Annotated in this window: 21 protein-coding genes, 1 pseudogene and 1 riboswitch; of the genes and pseudogenes, 16 read left to right on the forward strand and 6 right to left on the reverse strand. The window is 63.3% G+C overall.

Annotation, left to right across the window (positions count from 1 at the left end):
* Nucleotides 1–15: 15 nt before the first annotated feature.
* The 4 genes from AC04SF_RS03045 (at nucleotide 16) to AC04SF_RS03060 (ending at nucleotide 3074) form a co-directional block, all read left to right on the forward strand.
* The gene (locus AC04SF_RS03045; RefSeq protein WP_096455911.1) at nucleotides 16–477 is read left to right on the forward strand and encodes an RT0821/Lpp0805 family surface protein; all 462 of its coding nucleotides are present in this window, start codon (nucleotides 16–18) and stop codon (nucleotides 475–477) included.
* A 111-nt stretch (nucleotides 478–588) separates the two neighbouring features.
* Nucleotides 589–1509, forward strand: a complete 921-nt coding sequence (locus AC04SF_RS03050; RefSeq protein WP_488476444.1) for a DnaJ C-terminal domain-containing protein — start codon at nucleotides 589–591, stop codon at nucleotides 1507–1509.
* Nucleotides 1510–1614: 105 nt separating this feature from the next.
* Entirely contained in the window at nucleotides 1615–2436 is an 822-nt protein-coding gene (fabI, locus tag AC04SF_RS03055) for an enoyl-ACP reductase FabI (protein ID WP_096455915.1), read from the forward strand.
* 50 nt (nucleotides 2437–2486) lie between these two features.
* A complete protein-coding gene (locus AC04SF_RS03060; protein ID WP_488476445.1) occupies nucleotides 2487–3074 on the forward strand; it encodes a histidine phosphatase family protein in 588 nt (195 codons plus the stop codon).
* A gap of 22 nt (nucleotides 3075–3096) precedes the next feature.
* Here the strand turns inward: AC04SF_RS03060 and AC04SF_RS03065 are convergent, their stop codons facing one another.
* The gene (locus tag AC04SF_RS03065) at nucleotides 3097–3816 is read right to left on the reverse strand and encodes a carbonic anhydrase (RefSeq protein ID WP_488476446.1); all 720 of its coding nucleotides are present in this window, start codon (nucleotides 3814–3816) and stop codon (nucleotides 3097–3099) included.
* Nucleotides 3817–4044: 228 nt separating this feature from the next.
* Nucleotides 4045–4299 carry a DUF1344 domain-containing protein gene (locus tag AC04SF_RS03070; RefSeq protein WP_096455921.1) on the reverse strand — a complete coding sequence of 85 codons (255 nt, stop codon included), beginning with the start codon at nucleotides 4297–4299 and terminating at the stop codon, nucleotides 4045–4047.
* Nucleotides 4300–4483: 184 nt separating this feature from the next.
* Here AC04SF_RS03070 and aroC point away from each other — a divergent pair, with 184 nt between their 5' ends.
* Both aroC and ribB read left to right on the forward strand, forming a co-directional pair.
* Nucleotides 4484–5596 carry a chorismate synthase gene (gene aroC, locus AC04SF_RS03075; RefSeq protein WP_488476447.1) on the forward strand — a complete coding sequence of 371 codons (1113 nt, stop codon included), beginning with the start codon at nucleotides 4484–4486 and terminating at the stop codon, nucleotides 5594–5596.
* Between the two features lie 102 nt (nucleotides 5597–5698).
* Nucleotides 5699–6799 carry a 3,4-dihydroxy-2-butanone-4-phosphate synthase gene (gene ribB / locus AC04SF_RS03080; RefSeq protein ID WP_096455925.1) on the forward strand — a complete coding sequence of 367 codons (1101 nt, stop codon included), beginning with the start codon at nucleotides 5699–5701 and terminating at the stop codon, nucleotides 6797–6799.
* Between the two features lie 148 nt (nucleotides 6800–6947).
* On the opposite strand, the gene AC04SF_RS03085 is transcribed toward ribB, so the two are convergent.
* Nucleotides 6948–8171, reverse strand: coding sequence for an MFS transporter (locus AC04SF_RS03085; RefSeq protein WP_488476448.1), 1224 nt, complete (start codon nucleotides 8169–8171; stop codon nucleotides 6948–6950).
* A gap of 120 nt (nucleotides 8172–8291) precedes the next feature.
* Between AC04SF_RS03085 and AC04SF_RS03090 the strand changes: the two genes are divergently transcribed.
* Complete coding sequence (locus AC04SF_RS03090) at nucleotides 8292–8900, forward strand: TetR/AcrR family transcriptional regulator (protein WP_488476449.1); 609 nt, start codon at nucleotides 8292–8294, stop codon at nucleotides 8898–8900.
* A gap of 67 nt (nucleotides 8901–8967) precedes the next feature.
* On the opposite strand, the gene AC04SF_RS03095 is transcribed toward AC04SF_RS03090, so the two are convergent.
* Nucleotides 8968–9528 (reverse strand): DUF4019 domain-containing protein, encoded by a 561-nt coding sequence (locus AC04SF_RS03095; RefSeq protein ID WP_488476450.1) that lies wholly within the window; start codon nucleotides 9526–9528, stop codon nucleotides 8968–8970.
* A 150-nt stretch (nucleotides 9529–9678) separates the two neighbouring features.
* Between AC04SF_RS03095 and AC04SF_RS03100 the strand changes: the two genes are divergently transcribed.
* On the forward strand, nucleotides 9679–10662 hold the full coding sequence (locus AC04SF_RS03100) for a hypothetical protein (protein ID WP_488476451.1): 984 nt from the start codon (nucleotides 9679–9681) through the stop codon (nucleotides 10660–10662).
* A 107-nt stretch (nucleotides 10663–10769) separates the two neighbouring features.
* On the opposite strand, the pseudogene bluB reads toward AC04SF_RS03100, so the two are convergent.
* A pseudogene (gene bluB / locus AC04SF_RS03105) lies at nucleotides 10770–11444 on the reverse strand (5,6-dimethylbenzimidazole synthase); the annotation flags it as partial.
* 3 nt (nucleotides 11445–11447) lie between these two features.
* A riboswitch (cobalamin riboswitch) is annotated at nucleotides 11448–11627 on the reverse strand.
* A gap of 121 nt (nucleotides 11628–11748) precedes the next feature.
* Between bluB and AC04SF_RS03110 the strand changes: the two are divergent.
* From AC04SF_RS03110 to AC04SF_RS03135, 6 genes are all read left to right on the forward strand, one after another.
* The gene (locus tag AC04SF_RS03110; protein WP_488476452.1) at nucleotides 11749–12675 is read left to right on the forward strand and encodes a histone deacetylase family protein; all 927 of its coding nucleotides are present in this window, start codon (nucleotides 11749–11751) and stop codon (nucleotides 12673–12675) included.
* A gap of 3 nt (nucleotides 12676–12678) precedes the next feature.
* Nucleotides 12679–12930: an exodeoxyribonuclease VII small subunit gene (locus AC04SF_RS03115; RefSeq protein WP_488476453.1), complete on the forward strand. Its 252-nt coding sequence runs from the start codon at nucleotides 12679–12681 to the stop codon at nucleotides 12928–12930.
* A gap of 98 nt (nucleotides 12931–13028) precedes the next feature.
* Nucleotides 13029–13295, forward strand: a complete 267-nt coding sequence (locus tag AC04SF_RS03120; RefSeq protein WP_027035955.1) for a DUF2277 domain-containing protein — start codon at nucleotides 13029–13031, stop codon at nucleotides 13293–13295.
* Nucleotides 13296–13335: 40 nt separating this feature from the next.
* On the forward strand, nucleotides 13336–14256 hold the full coding sequence (locus AC04SF_RS03125) for a pirin family protein (protein WP_488476454.1): 921 nt from the start codon (nucleotides 13336–13338) through the stop codon (nucleotides 14254–14256).
* Nucleotides 14257–14440: 184 nt separating this feature from the next.
* Nucleotides 14441–16354 carry a 1-deoxy-D-xylulose-5-phosphate synthase gene (dxs, locus tag AC04SF_RS03130; RefSeq protein WP_488476455.1) on the forward strand — a complete coding sequence of 638 codons (1914 nt, stop codon included), beginning with the start codon at nucleotides 14441–14443 and terminating at the stop codon, nucleotides 16352–16354.
* A 176-nt stretch (nucleotides 16355–16530) separates the two neighbouring features.
* Nucleotides 16531–16824: a hypothetical protein gene (locus tag AC04SF_RS03135; RefSeq protein WP_202350879.1), complete on the forward strand. Its 294-nt coding sequence runs from the start codon at nucleotides 16531–16533 to the stop codon at nucleotides 16822–16824.
* Here AC04SF_RS03135 and AC04SF_RS03140 read toward each other — a convergent pair.
* Entirely contained in the window at nucleotides 16821–17222 is a 402-nt protein-coding gene (locus AC04SF_RS03140) for a GFA family protein (RefSeq protein ID WP_096458973.1), read from the reverse strand. The genes AC04SF_RS03135 and AC04SF_RS03140 overlap by 4 nt on opposite strands.
* Before the next feature lie 170 nt (nucleotides 17223–17392).
* Here AC04SF_RS03140 and AC04SF_RS03145 point away from each other — a divergent pair, with 170 nt between their 5' ends.
* Entirely contained in the window at nucleotides 17393–18157 is a 765-nt protein-coding gene (locus AC04SF_RS03145) for a TlyA family RNA methyltransferase (RefSeq protein ID WP_488476456.1), read from the forward strand.
* Nucleotides 18154–19392 carry a class I SAM-dependent RNA methyltransferase gene (locus AC04SF_RS03150; protein WP_488476457.1) on the forward strand — a complete coding sequence of 413 codons (1239 nt, stop codon included), beginning with the start codon at nucleotides 18154–18156 and terminating at the stop codon, nucleotides 19390–19392. Before AC04SF_RS03145 ends, AC04SF_RS03150 begins: the two co-directional genes overlap by 4 nt.
* Nucleotides 19393–19482: the final 90 nt, after the last annotated feature.

Raw genomic sequence — 19482 nt, forward strand, 5'->3', positions numbered from 1 at the left:
CAGGGAGGTTGCCGATTGTCGCGTATCGCGCAAGCTTTTGACAGCAGGCAATGGAGCGTTATCGCTTCGGCCAGCGCGAAAGCGGCGATCGTGGCGGCCGCCTTGCCGCTTGCCGCCTGCGGCGCGGGTGGCTTCAGCCTGGAAAAGGCCGAAGTCGACCGCTCGATCCTGACCAGCAGCACGCAGACTTCAGCGGCACCTGCCGATTCGGATCGCGATTCCGACCAGACGACGATCGGCAATGCGGTGTCCTCCGCCGATATCGAGCAGCTCGGCGGCCAGGCCGTGCCGTGGGCCAATGCCGGCACCGGGTCGCGCGGCTCCATCACTGAACTGGCTGAATTGAAGGACAGGGGCCAGACATGCCGCCGCTTCAAGGCTTCGCGCGAGAGCTTTGATGGCGTTGCCATGTTCGAGGGGGAACTCTGCCTGGCCAGCGCCGGCGGCTGGCGCATGCAGGACTTCAAGGCACTCTGAGCCTGATCTGATTTTCCGCCCTTGATATGATGCTCCGCTACTGGAATTTCTTCCTATGCGAGCGCATATAGGAGGCAAGTATGGACTCAACTCATTTCCAGGGCAGGAAGCATGCGCGACCCGTATGAGGTCCTGGGCGTTGCAAAGAACGCATCGGCCAAGGACATAAAATCGGCATACCGGAAACTCGCCAAGAAACATCATCCGGACCAGAATCCGAATGATCCCAAGGCGAAGGACCGTTTTGCCCAGGCCAACCAGGCCTATGAGATCGTCGGCGATGAGAAGAACCGTGCGGCTTTCGATCGCGGCGAGATCGACGCCGACGGCAAGCCGCGCTTCCAGGGATTTGAAGGTGCCGCTGGTGGCGACCCCTTCGGTGGGTTTCGCCGCCAGCAAGGTGCCGGTGGTTCGCGATTCGAATTCCGTTCGGGGCGCCCGGGCGGTGATCCGTTCGACGGCAACAGCGATATATTCAGCCAGATTTTCGGCGACGCCTTTTCGGGCGCGCGCGGCGCTGGCGACCGCCGCCAGCCGGCGACGGCGGCCGATCTGAACGTCACGCTCGATGTCACCATCGAGGAAGCCGCGACCGCCGAAAAGGTGACCGCGATGTTCCCGGATGGCCGCAAGGTGGCGGTCAAGCTGCCGGTCTTTGTCGAGGATGGCCAGACCATCCGGCTGAAAGGGCAGGGCGAGCAGGGACCGGGCCAGCCTGGCGACGCGGTGGTCAAGATCCATATCCGCCGTCATCCGCGCTACCGCATCGAGGGCCGCGACCTGCATGCCGATCTGCCGGTGTCGCTGGCGGATGCGGTGCTCGGCGCCAAGGTGCCGGTCGAGACACCGACCGGCAGGCTGGCGGTCAACGTTCCCGCCTGGTCGAGTTCGGACAAGGTGCTCCGCCTGAAAGGCAGGGGCCTGCCGGAAAAGGCCGGCGGCCACGGCGACCTCTATGCCCATGTCCGCATCATGCTTCCGGAAGGCGGCGACAGTGCGCTCGAAGCGTTGCTGCGTGGCCAAAAAGGCTGATCCAGCGCTTTTGTCCCCCGAACTGTCCGGTTTGAGCGCTTGAAGGGGCTCTGTGCCTGTGCGATAGGCACTCCACAAAGCAGAAACCGTGCGGAGAGCGCAGACATGGCGGGTGGACAGGGCTTGATGGCCGGCAAGCGCGGCCTGATTCTTGGCGTCGCGAACAACAGATCGATTGCCTACGGCATCGCCAAGGCATGCGTCGATCATGGCGCCGAAATCGCGCTGACCTATCAGGGCGAGGCGTTCAAGAAGCGTGTCGAGCCGCTGGCGGCGGAACTGGGCGCTTATGTCGCCGGCCATTGCGACGTCACCGATCCGGCGAGCCTCGACGAGGTTTTCGCCAATGTCGCCAAGCATTGGGGCGGCAAGCTCGACTTCCTCGTCCATGCCATCGCTTTCTCCGACAAGGACGAGCTGACTGGCCGCTATGTCGAGACGACGCGCGACAATTTCCTGCGCACCATGGACATTTCGGTGTTTTCCTTCACCACCATCGCCAAGCGTGCCGAGGCACTGATGACTGATGGCGGTTCGCTGCTGACGCTGACTTATTACGGCGCCGAGAAGGTGATGCCGCACTACAACGTCATGGGCGTCGCCAAGGCCGCGCTCGAGGCCAGCGTGCGCTATCTCGCTGTCGATCTCGGCGCCAAGAAGATCCGCGTCAACGCGATCTCCGCCGGCCCGATCAAGACGCTGGCCGCCTCCGGCATCGGCGACTTCCGCTACATCCTGAAGTGGAACGAATACAATTCGCCGCTGAAGCAGACGGTCACGCAGGAAGAGGTCGGCGATTCCGGCGTCTATTTCCTGTCCGACCTGTCGCGTGGCGTTACCGGCGAAGTGCATCATGTCGATTCCGGCTATCACGTGGTCGGCATGAAGGCGGTCGACGCGCCCGACATTTCGACGGTCAAGGATTAATTCCCTTCGCCTATCGTCCGCTAGGCCCAGGCCCGACCTCCGGAAAACTGATGTACCCGCTGGTTTTTATCGTGCGCCACGGCCAGACCGCGTGGAACGCCGAGGCCCGGCTTCAGGGTCAGGCCGACACCGACCTCAATGGTCTTGGCCGCGAGCAGGCGACCGGAAACGGGCTTCGGCTGGCCGAGCTTGTCGGTGACGTCAGGGATTTCGATTTCGTCGCCAGCCCGATGCGGCGGACGCGCGAAACGATGGAACGCATCCGTGCCGCGATGAAGCTCGATCCGCTCGCCTATCGAACCGATCCCAGACTGATTGAAGTCAATTTCGGTGACTGGCAGAGCTTTACCTTTGCCGAGTTGGAGACGCAGTCTCCCGGAGCAAAGCGGTCACGCGCACGGGACAAATGGAACTTCCAGCCGCCCGGCGACGGTGCGGAGAGCTACCAGATGCTGCTCGAACGGGTGAAACCCTACTTCGACGGGATCGACCGCAGGACGATCTGTGTGACACATGGTGGCGTCATGCGCACCCTGTTTCGCTTCGTGCTCGATATGGCAGAGGACGAGGCCGCGAACCTGGAAATACCGCAGGATCGTGTGCTCAAACTCGAAGGCAAGAGCCTGGAGTGGCTGTAGCTAGTCGTCCTGGATTATCGCATCAGTCGATGTAGGTCACCACACCCGTGCCAAGGTCATAGATCGCCGCGACGATCTTCAGCTTGCCGGTCCCGATGAGGCCGGCCAGGAGCTTGCTTGAAACGGCCAGGCGCCTCGCGGTCCTCCGCGCGCTCTCCTTGGCGGTGTTGTCGACGAAATCGCCCGCCTCGCTCCGCACCGCGATCGCCGCGGGCAGGATCGGTTCGATCATCGGGCCGATCGCGCCCGGATAGGTGGCGTTCTTGGCGACCACGTCGCAAGCCGCCTTGACGGCACCGCAACTTGTGTGCGCCAGGACGACGATCAACGGCGAGCCGAGCACCGCCGCACCGTATTCGACCGTGCCGAGCGTCGCGGTGTCGACGAGGTTGCCAGCATTCCGGGCGACGAATAGTTCTCCAACGCCGTGGCCACCGAAGATCAATTCCGGCGGAACGCGACTGTCGGCGCAACTGATGACCGTAGCCCAGGGCGCCTGGTGTGCGGCGACAGCGCTCCGCTGAGCGGCAAGGTCAATCGAGCAGAGTTCAGGGTGGCTGACATAACGTTCGTTGCCGGACTTCAATGCGGCGAGCGCTTCATCGGGGAGCAGCGTCGTCGCAACACCTTCGGCCGCTCGCGCCGACCAGGAAGCTGCGCCAAAACCGATCGCGACGAGCCCCGCACCGACCTTGAGGAAATCCCTGCGGTCGACCCCTTCGCCCTTGCAGTCGATGCACATTGTCCCGCTCCGCCGCAGATCCACCCGACGGCTGAATCTGCTAGCCGAGACTGCTACCAACGAACGGCATTGGCAAGGGCCAGCCTTCGCCCAGCGCGCCCAAGCTGGTTGGAAACGACATCCAGGCCCAGATCCTGAACTTTCGGTTCCGGTAGGGTCCGAACAAGAAGATGGAGCCGATTTCGGCCTTGTCGGAATGGATCTGGCTGTGCGGAGGCGGAGAGCTTCTTATTCGGTGTCCGGCAGTTCCATGTCCGTCACGACGTTCTCGCCATTGGTCACGTCATAGGCGATGACGATATCCATGCCCGGCTTCAAGGAGTCGAGATCGGTTTCGGCATTCAGCTTGTAGGATTTGCCGTCATCCAGCGTCAGCGTCAGCGCGTCCTTGTCGATCTTCTTGATCAAGCCTTCGGTCTGGCCGGCGAAAGCAGCGGTGGAATAGAGCAGCGTGGCGGCAACAGCGCCAATCAGGGTACGCATAATCGTCCTCTTTGGTCATTGCGCCGGCACGGTGGCGGCGGATCCTCAACGGCGGATGGAAGAAAGCAGAAACCAGCCGAATGTGTCAAAACTTAAACGGCGGGGATGACAGTTTGACCACCGCAAAAAACGCCAATAGAAGGCAGGCTTCAACCGGCTCCGCTGCCGGGCAGGGCAATTTTCCATGTCTCACAACACGTTCGGCCACCTTTTCCGCGTCACCACCTGGGGCGAAAGCCATGGGGCAGCGCTCGGCTGCGTCGTCGACGGTTGCCCGCCCGGCATCCGCTTCACGCGCGACGAAATCCAGGCCGAACTCGACAAGCGCCGGCCGGGCCAGTCGCGTTTCGTCACCCAACGCCGCGAGCCGGACGAAGTGAAGGTGCTGTCGGGCTTCGTGCTTGACGAGGATGGGGAGACGATGATCACCACCGGCACGCCAGTTTCGATGCTGATCGAGAATGTCGACCAGCGTTCGAAGGACTATGGCGAGATCGCCCGCCAGTACCGGCCGGGCCATGCCGACTACACCTATGACGTCAAATACGGCATACGCGACTATCGTGGCGGCGGCCGCTCCTCGGCCCGCGAGACGGCCGCGCGGGTCGCAGCCGGAGCGCTTGCCCGCAAGGTGGTGCCGGGCATGGTGGTGCGCGGCGCGCTGGTGTCGATGGGCGAAAAGTCGATCAACCGCGCCAACTGGAACTGGAATTTCATAGGCGACGCGGAAAACCCGTTCTTCACCCCCGATCCGGCTTCGGTTCCGGTTTTCACGCAGTATCTCGACGGCATCCGCAAGGCCGGTTCCTCGGTCGGCGCGGTGATCGAGATCGTCGCCGACGGCGTACCACCGGGGCTCGGCGCGCCGATCTACGCCAAGCTCGACCAGGACATTGCGTCGGGCCTGATGTCGATCAACGCCGTCAAGGGCGTCGAGATCGGCAACGGTTTCGAGGCCGCGCGCATCACCGGCGAACAGAATGCCGACGAGATGCGCATCGGCAATGACGGCAAGCCGGTGTTCCTGTCCAACAATGCCGGCGGCATCCTCGGCGGCATCTCGACCGGCCAGGCGATCATTGCGCGTTTCGCCGTCAAGCCGACCTCGTCGATCCTGACGCCGCGAAAGTCGATCGACAAGGATGGCCACGACGTCGAGGTGATGACGAAGGGCCGGCACGACCCCTGCGTCGGCATCCGCGCGGTGCCGATCGGCGAAGCGATGGTTGCCTGCGCGATTGCCGATCATTATCTGCGGCACAGGGGACAGACGGGGAAGGGCGCAGTAGGGCAGTAGGGCGATATGCTACGCCCCGCGCCCAGACAGCCAAATTTTTGCTTTCCCCTACTGCCTTACTGCCCTATTCCCCTACTGCCCTGCGAGCGAAGCGAGCATCCCATGCCTTACGACCAGAAAAAGATTGTCGAAGCCATCCGCGCTTTCGAACGCGGCGAGATCGTCGTCGTCATGGACGATGACGGGCGCGAGAATGAGGGCGACCTGATTGTCGCCGCTGTCCACTGCACGCCGGAAAAGATGGCCTTCATCGTGCGCAACACCTCGGGCATCGTCTGCACGCCGATGCCGCGCGAAGAAGCCAAGCGGCTCAACCTGCAGCCGATGGTCGCCGACAATGATTCCGCCCACACCACCGCTTTCACCGTCAGCGTCGATTTCAAGCATGGCACGACGACAGGCATTTCGGCCGACGACCGCACGCTGACCGTGCGCAACCTCGCCAACGGCAATGTCGGCGCCTCGGATTTCGTCCGCCCCGGCCATATCTTCCCGCTGATCGCGCGCGAAGGCGGCGTGCTGATGCGTTCGGGCCATACGGAAGCGGCGGTCGACCTTTGCAAGCTCGCCGGCCTGCCGCCGATCGGCGTCATCTCCGAGTTGGTCAACGACGACGGCACCGTCAAGCGTGGCCCGCAAGTGCAGGCTTTCGCCGAGGAACATGGTCTGAAGCAGGTTTCGGTCGCCGACCTCATCGCCTACCGTCAGCGCAAGGAAACGCTGGTCGAGCGCGTGGCATGCTCCGATATCGACACGCTTGGCGGCAAGGCGCAGGTCTTCACCTACACGCTGCCCTGGGACACGATGCATCACGTCGCCGTCGTCTTCGGCGACATCCGCGACGGCGAGGACGTGCCGGTGCGGCTGCATTCCGAGGATGTGGTGACCGACGTTTTCGGCACCTCCCATCGGCTGGACGGCATCATGAAGGCGATGGGCGAACGCAAGCGCGGCGTCATCGTCTATCTCAGAGAAGGTTCGGTGGGCGTCGCCCACCAGGAGCGCAAGCGCCCGTTAAGCGGCGACCGCGAGGATCATGAGGAGGCGCGCCGGCGCGAGAATGAATGGCGCGAGATCGGCCTCGGCGCGCAGATCCTGAAGGACCTCGGCATTTCTTCGATCAACCTGATCGCCTCGCGCGAGCGCCATTATGTCGGCCTCGAAGGCTTTGGCATCCACATCGCCAAGACCGAGATTATCTAGGATATGTCGATATTCAGGTGAGGCCGGCCTGCAAATGACGGCTTTCTGCGCTTCCGGTGCTCACGGACCGGAAAGTCCGCTGCGCTCCGGTTCTCGAAATCCATCATTTTCGGCGCGGCCTGACCTGAATCTCAACATATCCTGGCCGTCACTCGGCGGGAACCGCGGCTGCTTCGCATCCGTCCAACTCGCATCTATGGGTGGCCAGCACTCGCTGGGCGAGGAGCACGGTGGCGAGTGCAATCGTGCCTGATGCCACCGAGACCCAGAACCCGTTCTGGGCGCCGAACGCATCCACCACCGCGCCGGCGGCGAAGGAGCCCAGCGCCATGCCGATGCCGATTCCTGTTGTCACCCAGGTGATGCCCTCGGTCAGCATCGCTTCCGGCACATGCCGCTCGATCAGGCCGAAGGCCGTGATGAAGGTCGGCGAGATCGCCACGCCGCTGATGAAGACGGTCAGCGCCAGAAGCGGCACGCTGCTGGCGGTGAGCGGCAGCAGCGTGCCAAGCGCGACCAGAGCGACCGCGATGGCAAGTTGGCGCTGCAGCGGCGCTTTCAGGTTGAGCGCGCCGACAATGATGCCGAGCACGAACGACCCCAGCGCGTAGACGCCGATGACGAGGCTGGCGGCGCCGGGCTGGCCGAGTTCCTTTGTGATCGCCACGGTGCTCACTTCCGTCGTCGCGAAGGTCGCGCCGATGAAGATCAGGGCAAAGGTGATGATCTGCACCGGGCGCAGACGGATCGCCGAGATGCTCGAGCTCTGGTCCATCGGGCGCACTTGCGGCTCGGTCGATCGCTGCAGGATGAACGCCGTCGAGCCCAAGGCAAGGAACAGCGTGCTCGCCAGCATGCCTGCTTCCGGGAACAAGGCAGCACTCAGGCCGACCGACAGCGATGCGCCGGCGATATAGACCAGCTCGTCCGCCGCCGATTCGAAGGCGAAGGCGGTGTTCATCTCGGGGCGGCCCCGGAAAAGCTCGGTCCAGCGCGCGCGCACCATAGCGGGCATGCTGGGCATGGCCGCGGCCAGCAACGCCGACACGAACAGCGTCCAAACCGGCCAGTCCTGATTGGCGGCCGCAACCAGCGTGATGAAGGCGAGCACGGAGATGATTGTCGTGGGTACGACGATCCGCGTCTGGCCAAGGCGGTCGACCAGCCTTGATATTTGCGGCGCCAGGAAGGCGTTGGCCAGCGCGAATGTCGCCGAGACCGCACCCGCCAGCCAGTATTCGCCGCGCGTTTGCGACAGCATCGCCACAATGCCGATCGGTGCCATGGCGATCGGCAGGCGCGCCATGAAGCCGGCGGCTGCAAAGCCCTTGGCTCCAGGGGCGCGGAAGATTTCCGAATAGGGGTTTTGCATGGCAGTTCCTCGACAAAGGGCGATCTGACAATTACATACGAAGCGTATGAGAAATAGATAGATCATACGTGGCGTATGTCAATTGGCATACGAGGCGTATGTGGATAGGGCCAGACGGAAATGCACAGACCCCGCAAGGAAATGATCGCCGAGACGCGCGCCAAGCTGATCGCCGCGGCCCGCCAGGCTTTCGGCACGACAGGCTATGCGGAAGCCTCGATGGATGATTTCACCGCATCGGCCGGGTTGACGCGCGGCGCGCTCTATCATCACTTCGGCGACAAGAAGGGGCTGCTGCAGGCGGTTATCGCCGAAATCGACGCGGAGATGGCTGCCCGGGTGAATGAGGTCGCCTCGAGAGCGCCGACCCGCTGGCAGCATTTCGTCGACGAATGCACAACTTATATCGAAATGGCGCTGGAGCCGGAAATCCAGCGCATCATGTTCCGGGACGGTCCGGCCGTGCTGGGCGATCCAGCACTTTGGCCGAATGCCAGCGCCTGCGTCGGTTCAATGACCGATCATCTGACCGCGCTGCAGGGGGAAGGGGTGGTCGTCCCGGGCGTCGACCCCGAGACCGCGGCACGGCTGATCAACGGGGCGAGCAGCCAGGCAGCGCAGCGGATCGCCAATTCGAATGACCCCGAAGCGACGTCGAAGATGGTGGTCGCGGCGTTCAAGCAACTGCTCGAAGGCCTGCTCAGAAAACCGGCTCAGCAACCGGTCTGAATCTCATCAGCGTTTGGTGATGGCAGTTTGATGCGTGGGCCATACAAGAAGCAGCTCGCCTAAACGTTCAAGGATTGGCCGTCGGGAAGTTGGGACAGTTGCGCGATAATTCCGTCCATGCCTTGTCTAGTTCAGATTTTGACTGGGTTGTCTCAATTCTCTTCGCTGTCGCGTTGTCGATGAAGTTGCCTTCGGCGCGCATGACCTGGAAAGCTCCCCCTGAAGGTTGCTGATAGAGCACTATGTATCCACAGTGCCGATCGATCTTCTCAAATCTCGTGGCTATATCGACCGCTGCATAAATGCCCGGAAAGGGAGCGTTCGCCGGGTCTTTGAACCAGGTGAATTTGAGCAGTCGCCGCTCCAGCAGCGGACCACCCTGAGCATGGAACCGTTCGTTTTGCTCTGTGAAAGCGGTCAGCGGGATTGAGGCCTTGGTGGCATCATTCATCATTTCATAGGCCCGCTTGGGCTCGCCGTGGTCGAGCAAGGAGAAATAGCGATCAATTGCTCGTGTCGCATCCAGAACGAGACTTTGAGACGGAGTCCACTCTTGCGAACGTGTAGATTGGGCTCCGATCAAAGTCGAAACGGCTAACGCAATAAGAGCTATAGCTGTACGCATCATCGGGCCATCCTCGCAGCCTCTTTTACGGGCAGCAACCCATCAAGGTCGATAGCTCATAATCTAAACTACCCCACCACCCGGTCGCCCACGATTGACAATCTTCGGGGTGAGCGCATCCTCCGCAGCCATCTCTGAGGGGAGATTCGGGACATGTGGGATTTCGAGATCGGTAGGTCGGTGTCCATCATGATGCGGACCTGGCCTTTCATTGTCTTTCGCATGATCGTCTATTTCGGCATCACGCTGGCCTACATCGTGGCGACTGGCACCGGCGCTTCCGTTGGCTACGGCGTCGGCCATATCTCCACCGATCCCGATGGACCGATGTCCTTCGCCTTGTGGGGCGGCGTGGTCGGCTTCGGCGTCGTCTCGATCGCCGTCTACTGGATCCGGGAATACATTCTCTATGTCGTCAAGGCCGGCCATATCGCCGTCATGGTCCATCTGATCGACGGCCGGGATGTCCCCGACGGCCAGAACCAGATCGCCTATGCCAGGCAGGTCGTGACGGAGCGTTTCGCCGAGGCCAACATCCTTTTCGTCGTCGACCAACTGGTCAAGGGCGCCATCCGCGCCATCACCGGCCTGCTCGGCGGCATCGCCGCCTTCTTGCCCATTCCGGGGCTGAGCGGCCTCGTCTCGTTCATCAACACGGTGATTCGCCTGTCGCTCACCTATGTCGACGAGATCATCCTCGGCTACAACATCCGCATCAATTCGTCCTCGCCCTTCGAGACGGCGCGGCAAGGCGTCGTGCTCTACGCCCAGAACGGCAAGACCATGGTCAAGAACGCCGTCTGGCTGGCGGTCATCATGTGGGGCGTGTCCTTCATCATTTTCCTGCTGATGCTGGCCCCGGCCGCCGCCATTCTGTTCATCATGCCGGGACAACTGGCTGGTTGGGCGTTCGTGCTCGCCATCGTCTTCGCCTGGGCCTTCAAGGCGGCCTTCATCGAGCCATTTGCCATTGCTTGCCTGATGCAGGTCTATTTCAAGACCATCGCCGGCCAGGTGCCCGATCCGGCCTGGGATGCCCGGCTGGCCGAGGCGTCGTCGAAGTTCAGGGAGTTGAAGGACAAGGCGCTGGCCTCGTTCGGCGGCTCGCGCTGGGGCACGGCAGGCGCAACACGCTGATCGGCGGGCGCGCAGGCGACTGCGTTGAGGTGCGCCACAGCTGACTTGAGCGGTACCTCGCCTTGCCCGCAGAAAGTCTCGCTCATGATCAATTCGGGCAGCGGCAGCCGCCGGCCCCAGCCATGCGTTTCGAGGTCCGGTTTGGGCGCGAACTCGGAAACCCGGCCGACGCAGAGATAAGCGATCGGCGTCACGTGCTCGGGAATGGATAGCAGGCTCTTCAACGCTTGCGGCTCGATGATGCTGACCCAGCCGACGCCGACGCCTTCGGCGCGCGCCGCCAGCCAGAAATTCTGCACCGCGCAGACGGTGCTGTAGAGATCCATTTCCGGATTGTGCCAACGGCCCAGCGGCGAACCCTGCGAGCGCTGGCGGTCGCAGGTGATGCAGATGTTGAGGGCGCTTTCGCAGATGCCTTCGAGCTTGAGCTTGCGGTAGAGCGCCTGCCGTTCCTCTTCGATTTCAGGCAGTTCCAGTTCGCGCGCGGCCAGGAACAGTTCACGCACATCAGCCCGTCGCGCGGCGTCGCGGATGACGATGAAATTCCAGGGCTGCATGAAGCCGACCGATGGCGCGTGATGGGCGGCAAGCAGAAGCCGCGCCAGCACCTCGTCATCGAGCGCGTCGGGCAGGAAATGGCTGCGCACGTCGCGCCGCGTGAACATGGCACGGTAGACCGCGTCACGCGCCATCTGGTCAAATCCGTCGCCCATAGGAGCGGTCATGTGTTCCGGCATCGCTTGTCCCCTTGCGATTGCTATTGATGCCAGCCGCCTGACCATGCGGATGACGATGCCTGCCAGGCCGGTCTTCTGGCTTGGGATCAACCCGCGTCCGGTGCCTTCCCGTCATCGACAGTGGCATTTACCGGCGCGGTCCCCCTCACAGCGTTGGGCACGCCACGGAGTTCAACCGTGTTCCCGATTCTCCCGCTTGCGGCGGGCACCAGGCAGTGGCTGCGACCTTACGCCGAAGCCTCGGCGGCGCCAATCCCCGCGGCGACGCCAATGGACGCAGGCGTGATTTTCCCCAGTCATCAAGCGGCAACGCATGGTCATCGCGTTGCCGGGGCACTAGATAGGGAGCATGGCCACTCGTCTCTATACCCATCCGATCTTCCTCGAACACATCACGCCGCCCGGCCATCCCGAGCGGCCGGACCGTTTACGCGCCATAGAACGGGTGCTGGATGACGAGGCCTTCGCAGGGCTTGATCGCGTCAAGGCGCCGGAGGGTGATGAAGCGACCATCCTGTACGCCCATCCCGCCGATTTCGTCGCCCGCGTTCGTGCCGCCATTCCCGAGGAAGGCCTTGCCCGCATCGATGCCGACACCACCGCCAGCCCGAAGAGCTGGCAAGCGGTGATCACCGCGATCGGCGCCGCCAACGCCGCTGTCGACGACGTCTTCGCCGGCCGTGCCGACAATGTCTTCGTCGCCGCAAGGCCGCCCGGCCATCATGCCGAGAAGACCACCGCGATGGGCTTCTGTTTCTTCAACACGGCGGCGATTGCGGCGCGCTATGCGCAGAAGAAGCATGGCGCCGAGCGCGTTGCTGTCGTCGACTGGGACGTGCATCACGGCAACGGCACGCAGGATATTTTCTGGGACGATCCCTCGGTGCTCTATTGCTCGACGCACCAGATGCCGCTCTATCCCGGCACCGGCGCGAAGAACGAGACCGGCGCCGGCAACATCGTCAACGCGCCCTTGGCGCCACAGACCGGCGGCGAGGTGTTTCGCGATGCCTTCCTGTCGCGCGTGCTGCCGGCGCTCGACAATTTCGCGCCCGATCTGATCATCATTTCGGCCGGCTTCGACGCGCACCACCGCGACCCGCTGGCCGAGATCAACCTGACCGAAGACGATTTCGACTGGGCGACTGGCCAGCTGATGCAGCGCGCGGCCCGCCACAGCGGCAACAGGCTCGTCAGCCTGCTCGAGGGCGGCTACGATCTGCAGGGACTGGCATTTTCGGTCGCCGCCCATGTCGGGCGACTGATGAAAGGATGAGTGATGGCTGCTGAGACCAACGAAGACGTCAAGGCGATGAGCTTCGAACAGGCACTCGACGCGCTGGAGAAGATCGTCGATGATCTGGAGCGTGGCGACGTGCCGCTCGACCAGTCGATCCGCATCTATGAGCGTGGCGAGGCGCTGAAGGCGCATTGCGACCGGCTGCTGAAGGCGGCCGAGGACAAGGTCGAAAAGATCCGGCTGTCGCGCGACGGCAAGCTGGTCGGAACCGAGCCGCTCGACGCGGAATGAGGCGCAAGCCGTCAACCGAGTTTTGGACATCATCGTGATTGAGGATAGAGTTCGTCGCCGTTGATATGGCGCCCTGGACAAGAGGAGATACGGAAGCGATGTGCAGAAACATCAAGACCCTGTTCAATTTTGATCCGCCGGCAACCAATGACGAAGTGCGCGACGCAGCCCTTCAATTTGTCCGCAAGCTGAGCGGAACGACACGGCCGTCGAAACAGAACCAGCATGCGTTCGACCATGCGGTCGAGGCCATCGCGGCATCGGCGCGTGAACTACTCGATTCGCTGGAAACCCATCAGCATCCGCGCAATCGCGAAGAGGTGGCGGCCAAACTGCGGGCAAAGGCGGCGATCCGCTTTGCCTGATGCTGCCAAAGCGGTCCATGACCGCTGAAGAGGAGAGTCCATGAGCTTCTTTCCGGGGAAAGACCCTGAAGCCGGCGACGCCTTCGCCAGCGACCAGATCGAGTTGATGGTCATCCCGAACGCCAAGGACATTGGCGGCTTCGAGGTCCGTCGCGCTCTGCCCACCGCCAAGCGGCGGCTGGTTGGGCCGTTCATCTTCTTCGACCGCATGGGGCCTGCGATCCTGCGCGGCGGCCAGGCGATGGATGTTCGTCCGCATCCGCATATCGGCCTGTCGACAGTGACCTATCTGTTCGACGGCAAGATCCGTCATCGCGATTCGCTGGGCACCGAAATGGTCATCCAGCCCGGCGACGTGAATCTGATGACCGCCGGCCGCGGCATCGTGCATTCCGAGCGCACACCCGAAGAATTGCGTGGTGCGCCGATGTCGATCTCCGGCCTGCAGACATGGCTGGCGCTGCCCGACGGCAAGGAGGAGGTGGCGCCGGTGTTCGAGAACACCGCTGCCTTGCGGCTGCCCGAGATCGACGCCGAAGGCGTCAGCGGCCGCGTCGTCATCGGTGATTTTCAAGGGTTGCGCTCCCCGGTGCGGGCCGATACCGAGACACTCTACGCCGACCTCAGACTGGCGCCCGGCGCCAGCGTGAAAATCCCGGCGGATGCCGAAGAGCGTGCCATCTACACGCTGGAAGGCGAGGTCGCGATTTCGGGCGACGTCTTTCCGGCCGAACGACTGCTGGTGTTCCGGCCCGGCGACGAGATCGTCATATCATCGCAAAGCGGTGCGCATTTCATGCTGTTCGGCGGCGCCTCGCTAGGCTCTAAGCGCTACATCTGGTGGAATTTCGTCTCCTCGTCCAAGGAGCGCATCGAACAGGCCAAACAAGAATGGAAGACGGGCCGCTTCGATATCGTTCCTGGAGATGAGGAAGAGTTTATTCCACTGCCGGAAAACTAGTGAATGTCGCCCAAAAGCGGCCCGGTTTCGGGGCCACGATATGCATGAAAACAAGGACTTGAAAGCGCGGGCATAGACTGTTTCGACTCGCTGTCCTTTTGGGAGCAGGCCCGCGTCACTGACACGCATTTACTTTCGCAGGCCGGCGGCCTATCTCGCCGTTGAATAGAAAGCCTGAGCACCCGTGAACGCAACGCCACATACGCCGCTTCTCGACAAGGTTCGCATTCCGGCGGATTTGCGCGCGCTTGACGAGAGCGAGCTGCCGCAACTGGCATCCGAGCTTCGCCTCGAATTGGTCGACGCGGTGTCGCGCACCGGCGGTCATCTCGGCGCCGGCCTCGGCGTGGTCGAACTGACGGTGGCGCTGCATTACGTCTTCAGCACGCCGGAGGACCGGCTGATCTGGGATGTCGGCCATCAGGCCTATCCGCACAAGATCCTGACCGGGCGCCGAGACCGCATCCGCACGCTGCGCCAGGAAGGCGGCCTGTCCGGTTTCACCCGCCGTGCCGAGAGCGAGTACGATCCCTTCGGCGCCGCCCACTCCTCGACATCGATATCGGCCGGCCTCGGCATGGCCGCCGCCCGCGACCTCTCCGGCGGCCGCAACAATGTCATCGCCGTCATCGGCGACGGCGCCATGTCGGCGGGCATGGCCTATGAGGCTATGAACAATGCCGGCGCGCTCGATGCCCGGCTCATCGTCATCCTCAACGACAACGACATGTCGATCGCGCCGCCGACCGGCGCCATGAGCGCCTATCTGGCGCGGCTCGCCTCGGGCAAGGCCTATGCCGGCCTGCGTGACTTCGGCAAGAAGCTGACCTCCTACCTCGGCAAGCGCGCCGATCGTGCGATCACAAGGGCGGTCGAGCATGCACGCGGTTATGTCACCGGCGGCACGCTGTTCGAGGAGCTCGGCTTCTATCACATCGGCCCGATCGACGGTCACAATCTCGAGCATCTGATCCCGGTTCTGAGGAACGTCCGCGACAATGGCGAAGGCCCGGTGCTGATCCATGTCGTCACCCAGAAGGGCAAGGGCTACGCGCCGGCGGAAGCCGCCGCCGACAAGTATCACGGTGTCAACAAATTCGACGTCATCACCGGAGCGCAGGCCAAGGCGCCCGCTAACGCACCGGCCTACACTAAGGTTTTCGCCGAAAGCCTGATCCAGGAGGCTCGTCAGGACGACCGTATTGTCGCCGTCACCGCCGCCATGCCGAGCGGCACGGGGCTGGACTTGTTCGGCGAAGTGTTCCCGTCAAGAACGTTCGATGTCGGCATCGCCGAGCAACATGCGGTGACCTTCGCCGCCGGTCTCGCGACGGAAGGCTATAAGCCGTTCGCGGCGATTTATTCGACCTTCCTGCAGCGCGCCTATGACCAGGTCGTGCATGACGTCGCAATCCAGAAACTGCCGGTGCGCTTTCCCATCGATCGCGCCGGCTTCGTCGGCGCCGACGGTGCCACCCATTGCGGCGCGTTCGACACCACCTTCCTGGCGAGCCTGCCGGGCTTTGTCGTGATGGCGGCTGCCGACGAGGCGGAGCTGCGCCACATGGTGCGCACCGCGGCAGCCTATGATGGCGGCCCGATCGCCTTCCGCTATCCGCGCGGCAATGGCGTCGGCGTCGACATGCCGGAGCGCGGCTCGGTTCTCGAACTCGGCAAGGGCCGCATCGTCAGGGAAGGCACCAAGGTGGCGTTGCTGTCCTTCGGCACGCGCTTGCAGGATTGCCTGATCGCTGCCGAGGAGCTTGGCGCAGCCGGGCTTTCGACTACCGTTGCCGATGCCCGCTTCGCCAAGCCGCTCGACGAGGATCTGATCCGGCGACTGGCCCGCTCGCACGAGGTTCTGGTGACGGTGGAGGAGGGCGCCATCGGCGGCTTCGCCAGCCATGTGCTGCAGTTCCTTGCCCATGAAGGATTGCTGGAAAGCGGCCTGAAGGTGCGCCCGCTGGTGCTGCCCGATGTGTTCGCCGATCACGCCAAGCCGGAAAAAATGTATGCCGATGCCGGCCTCGATGCCGTTGGCATTGTGCGCACCGTATTCACGGCGCTTGGGCATACGGCCCGCGCCCAGCGCGCCTGAATTAAAATCCCGCCCCAGCGCGCCTGACTCAAGACCTCAAGCGCTTGAATCAGTTTGCCGGCTTGATTTCGTAACGCATTGTTAACACTGCCGTTTGGCGTTTTGCTTACCGTGTCCCTTGGCCGTTTTTCAACGGCGCCCTGCTAGATCGGTTGTCAGGCAGGGAGACGATTGGAATGAAGACGCTTCTGTGCGGCGTGGCCCTATCGGCCATCATAATCGCGCCGGCCGCCGCCGAGACGCGCTATGACCGCAATCTCGAAAAAGCGGCGCTGGGCATCGTCGCCGGCAAGATGGGCAATATCAGGGGCGGCTTTTCCTACAAGCAGGTGCCGCAGCTCGTGATCGTGCCGGACCCTGCGCCTGCGTCTCCGGTTGCGGCTGAGCATCCACGTGAGCAAGCTTCTGGGGAGCGAGACGACGGTTTGTCTCCAGCCGTCGAGCGCCAGGTGTCGCGCACCATCTTCTAGAACCACATGTCGCGCACGCAACGCCCGTCGCGGGGCAGGTCGTCATATGTGTCGAGGCCGTCGAAATGGTCGATCGGCAGATCGGCGACAGCCTCGGGCGGCGCCAGCCGCACATTGACCGCAATGCGTGTTCGACCGGACGCGCCGGTATGCAAGCCGCGCCACGCCAGAACGCAAGCGCAGGTCGGGCAGAACAGGATTTCGAGCGACGGCGTGTCCTTTCCGGCGCGCGTATAGCTACCCATCGGTCCGGAAACGCGGATGCGTTCATCGGCATAATCATAGGCCCAGAGCGTGCCATAGCGTCGGCAAAGCGTGCAGTTGCAGGCCGTCACCGGCCCGGGATCGCCTTCCAGGGTCCAGTGGGTTGCGCCACAGTGGCAGGTTCCCGTCAGCATTCGTTCTCCCCGAGGGTTTTGACGATGGAGGGGCTCGTCTCCTCGATTGCCATTCTGCCGGACCCGATACGATGCACGCAAGCGGTGGCGCGGCTCGATGCGTTCGCCGCTTCTTTCCTTGTTGCGCCCAATCTCCTTGCCTTCGCTGCCGGCTTTCGCCATGAAGGCCGATGAACTCGCCTCTGCCAGCCAGCACCCGCCAGCGGCTCGACGACTTGCTCGTCCAGCGCGGCCTGTTTGCCAGCCGCTCGCGTGCCCGCGACGCGGTCGAACGCGGCACGGTGACGGTTGACGGCGTCCTTGCCCGCAAGCCCGGTCAGAACGTTTCCCCGCAATGCCTTGTTGCCATTGACGATCCGGCGCAGGGCTATGTCTCGCGCGCGGCGTTGAAGCTCATCGGCGGGCTCGACCACTTCAGCCTCGATCCGGCCGGCCGCGAAGCGCTCGACATCGGTGCCTCGACCGGCGGTTTCACCCAGGTGCTTCTGGAACGCGGTGCCTCCCATGTCACGGCAATCGATGTCGGGCACGGCCAGATGCATCCCGATGTCGGCAAGGACCCGCGCGTGACGGTCATCGAGGGACTCAATGCCCGCGATCTCACCATCGATGATCTTGCCGGCCGTGTTCCGGGTTTCATTGTCTCCGACGTCAGCTTCATTTCACTCAAACTGGCGCTGCCGCCCGCGCTCGCGATTGCCGAGCCTGGCGCCGCCGCAGTCTTTCTGGTCAAACCGCAATTCGAGGCGGGCCGCGAGGCGATCGGCAAGGGCGGCCTGCTGAAAGACCCCTTCGATGCCGCCCGTGTCGCTGGCCTGCTGCAGGATTGGCTGGATGCCGTTCCCGGCTGGCGCTCGCTCGGCCTGCATCTGTCGCCGATCGAAGGCGGCGACGGCAATCGCGAATTCCTGCTCGGTGGGATCAAGGATCGATGAGCGCGCGCTTCACCATCAAAAAACTTGGCGCCCAGGGCGACGGCATGGCCGAAACCGAAAGCGGCGATCTGTTCATTCCCTTCACGCTTCCTGGCGAGGTTGTCACCGCCGCGCGCGAAAGAGATCGCGCCGCGCTGATGGCCGTGCTGGAAGCCTCGCCGCTGCGCATCGGACCCGCCTGCCGCCATTTCACCGAATGCGGCGGCTGTGCTCTCCAGCATTTCGAGGCCGAGGCCTATCGCCAGTGGAAACGCGACAAGGTGGTGCATGCCCTGAAGGGCTTCGATTGCGAGATCGACGCGCTGGTCGCCTGCGCGCCGCACACGCGCCGCCGTGTCGTGCTTGCCGCCCGGCGCAGCGATGCCGGCATGCTGCTCGGCTTCAACCGCCATCTGTCGCCGGAAATCATTTCCATATCCGAATGCCCGATCTCGCTGCCCGAAATTGTCGCCGCGCTCGACCGGTTGCGGGCGCTTGCCGATTTGATATGCGCCACCACCAAATCGTTCCGGATGGCGGTCACCGTGACCGGTTCCGGCCTCGACGTCGCGGTGCATGAGTCCGGCAAGCTCGGCGAACACCAGCGCCGCATCGCTTCCAATTTTGTCCTGGCGCAAGGCTTTGCCAGACTGTCCATCGATGACGAGATCATCATCGAACCAAGGAAGCCCGTGGTGATGTTCGGCAGCGTTGCCGTCGCCGTGCCGCCGGGCGCCTTCCTGCAGGCGACCGAGGCAGCTGAACAGACCATGGCCGAGATCGTTGGCACACATCTTAAGCGCGCCAAGAAGGTCGCCGATCTTTTCGCCGGCTGCGGCAGCTTTGCCTTGCGGTTGGCAGCAAAGTCGGAAGTCCATGCGGTGGAGGGCGATGCGGCGGCCCTTTCAGCGCTCGACCGGGGGGCACGTTTCGCCGCCGGCCTGAAGCGGGTGACGGGCGAACGCCGGGACCTGTTTCGCCGGCCGCTGACGTTCAAGGAATTGAGCGCCTTCGACGGCCTTGTCTTCGATCCGCCGCGCGCCGGCGCCGAGGACCAGTCGAAGCAGATCGCCCGCTCGGATGTTCCCTTCGTTGCCGCGGTGTCCTGCAATCCGGTGACGCTGGCTCGCGACCTGCGCATCCTCACCGACGGCGGCTATCAACTGAAAAGCGTGACGCCGATCGACCAGTTCCTGTGGTCGCCCCATGTCGAGGCGGTCGCTCTGCTGGAGAAGCCGAGGAGAAGGCGCGGCTGAGCCGGGCAATGATCACGTTTGGTTGAGACCGGGCAATCCGCCGGATTGACGCCGCAAAGCCGCCTTTTTGCACCGGCCTAGTTTGGGCCT

Source organism: Mesorhizobium sp. CNPSo 4671, assembly GCF_057784245.1.

Bases quoted from the DNA above. Each gene is read 5' to 3' on its own strand.
- AC04SF_RS03050 (WP_488476444.1), top strand. From the start codon at position 589: ATGCGCGACCCGTATGAGGTCCTGGGCGTTGCAAAGAACGCATCGGCC.
- fabI (WP_096455915.1), top strand. From the start codon at position 1,615: ATGGCGGGTGGACAGGGCTTGATGGCCGGCAAGCGCGGCCTGATTCTT.
- AC04SF_RS03060 (WP_488476445.1), top strand. From the start codon at position 2,487: ATGTACCCGCTGGTTTTTATCGTGCGCCACGGCCAGACCGCGTGGAAC.
- AC04SF_RS03065 (WP_488476446.1), bottom strand. From the start codon at position 3,816: ATGTGCATCGACTGCAAGGGCGAAGGGGTCGACCGCAGGGATTTCCTC.
- AC04SF_RS03070 (WP_096455921.1), bottom strand. From the start codon at position 4,299: ATGCGTACCCTGATTGGCGCTGTTGCCGCCACGCTGCTCTATTCCACC.
- aroC (WP_488476447.1), top strand. From the start codon at position 4,484: ATGTCTCACAACACGTTCGGCCACCTTTTCCGCGTCACCACCTGGGGC.
- ribB (WP_096455925.1), top strand. From the start codon at position 5,699: ATGCCTTACGACCAGAAAAAGATTGTCGAAGCCATCCGCGCTTTCGAA.
- AC04SF_RS03085 (WP_488476448.1), bottom strand. From the start codon at position 8,171: ATGCAAAACCCCTATTCGGAAATCTTCCGCGCCCCTGGAGCCAAGGGC.
- AC04SF_RS03090 (WP_488476449.1), top strand. From the start codon at position 8,292: ATGCACAGACCCCGCAAGGAAATGATCGCCGAGACGCGCGCCAAGCTG.
- AC04SF_RS03095 (WP_488476450.1), bottom strand. From the start codon at position 9,528: ATGATGCGTACAGCTATAGCTCTTATTGCGTTAGCCGTTTCGACTTTG.
- AC04SF_RS03100 (WP_488476451.1), top strand. From the start codon at position 9,679: ATGTGGGATTTCGAGATCGGTAGGTCGGTGTCCATCATGATGCGGACC.
- AC04SF_RS03110 (WP_488476452.1), top strand. From the start codon at position 11,749: ATGGCCACTCGTCTCTATACCCATCCGATCTTCCTCGAACACATCACG.
- AC04SF_RS03115 (WP_488476453.1), top strand. From the start codon at position 12,679: ATGGCTGCTGAGACCAACGAAGACGTCAAGGCGATGAGCTTCGAACAG.
- AC04SF_RS03120 (WP_027035955.1), top strand. From the start codon at position 13,029: ATGTGCAGAAACATCAAGACCCTGTTCAATTTTGATCCGCCGGCAACC.
- AC04SF_RS03125 (WP_488476454.1), top strand. From the start codon at position 13,336: ATGAGCTTCTTTCCGGGGAAAGACCCTGAAGCCGGCGACGCCTTCGCC.
- AC04SF_RS03135 (WP_202350879.1), top strand. From the start codon at position 16,531: ATGAAGACGCTTCTGTGCGGCGTGGCCCTATCGGCCATCATAATCGCG.
- AC04SF_RS03140 (WP_096458973.1), bottom strand. From the start codon at position 17,222: ATGCTGACGGGAACCTGCCACTGTGGCGCAACCCACTGGACCCTGGAA.
- AC04SF_RS03145 (WP_488476456.1), top strand. From the start codon at position 17,393: ATGAACTCGCCTCTGCCAGCCAGCACCCGCCAGCGGCTCGACGACTTG.
- AC04SF_RS03150 (WP_488476457.1), top strand. From the start codon at position 18,154: ATGAGCGCGCGCTTCACCATCAAAAAACTTGGCGCCCAGGGCGACGGC.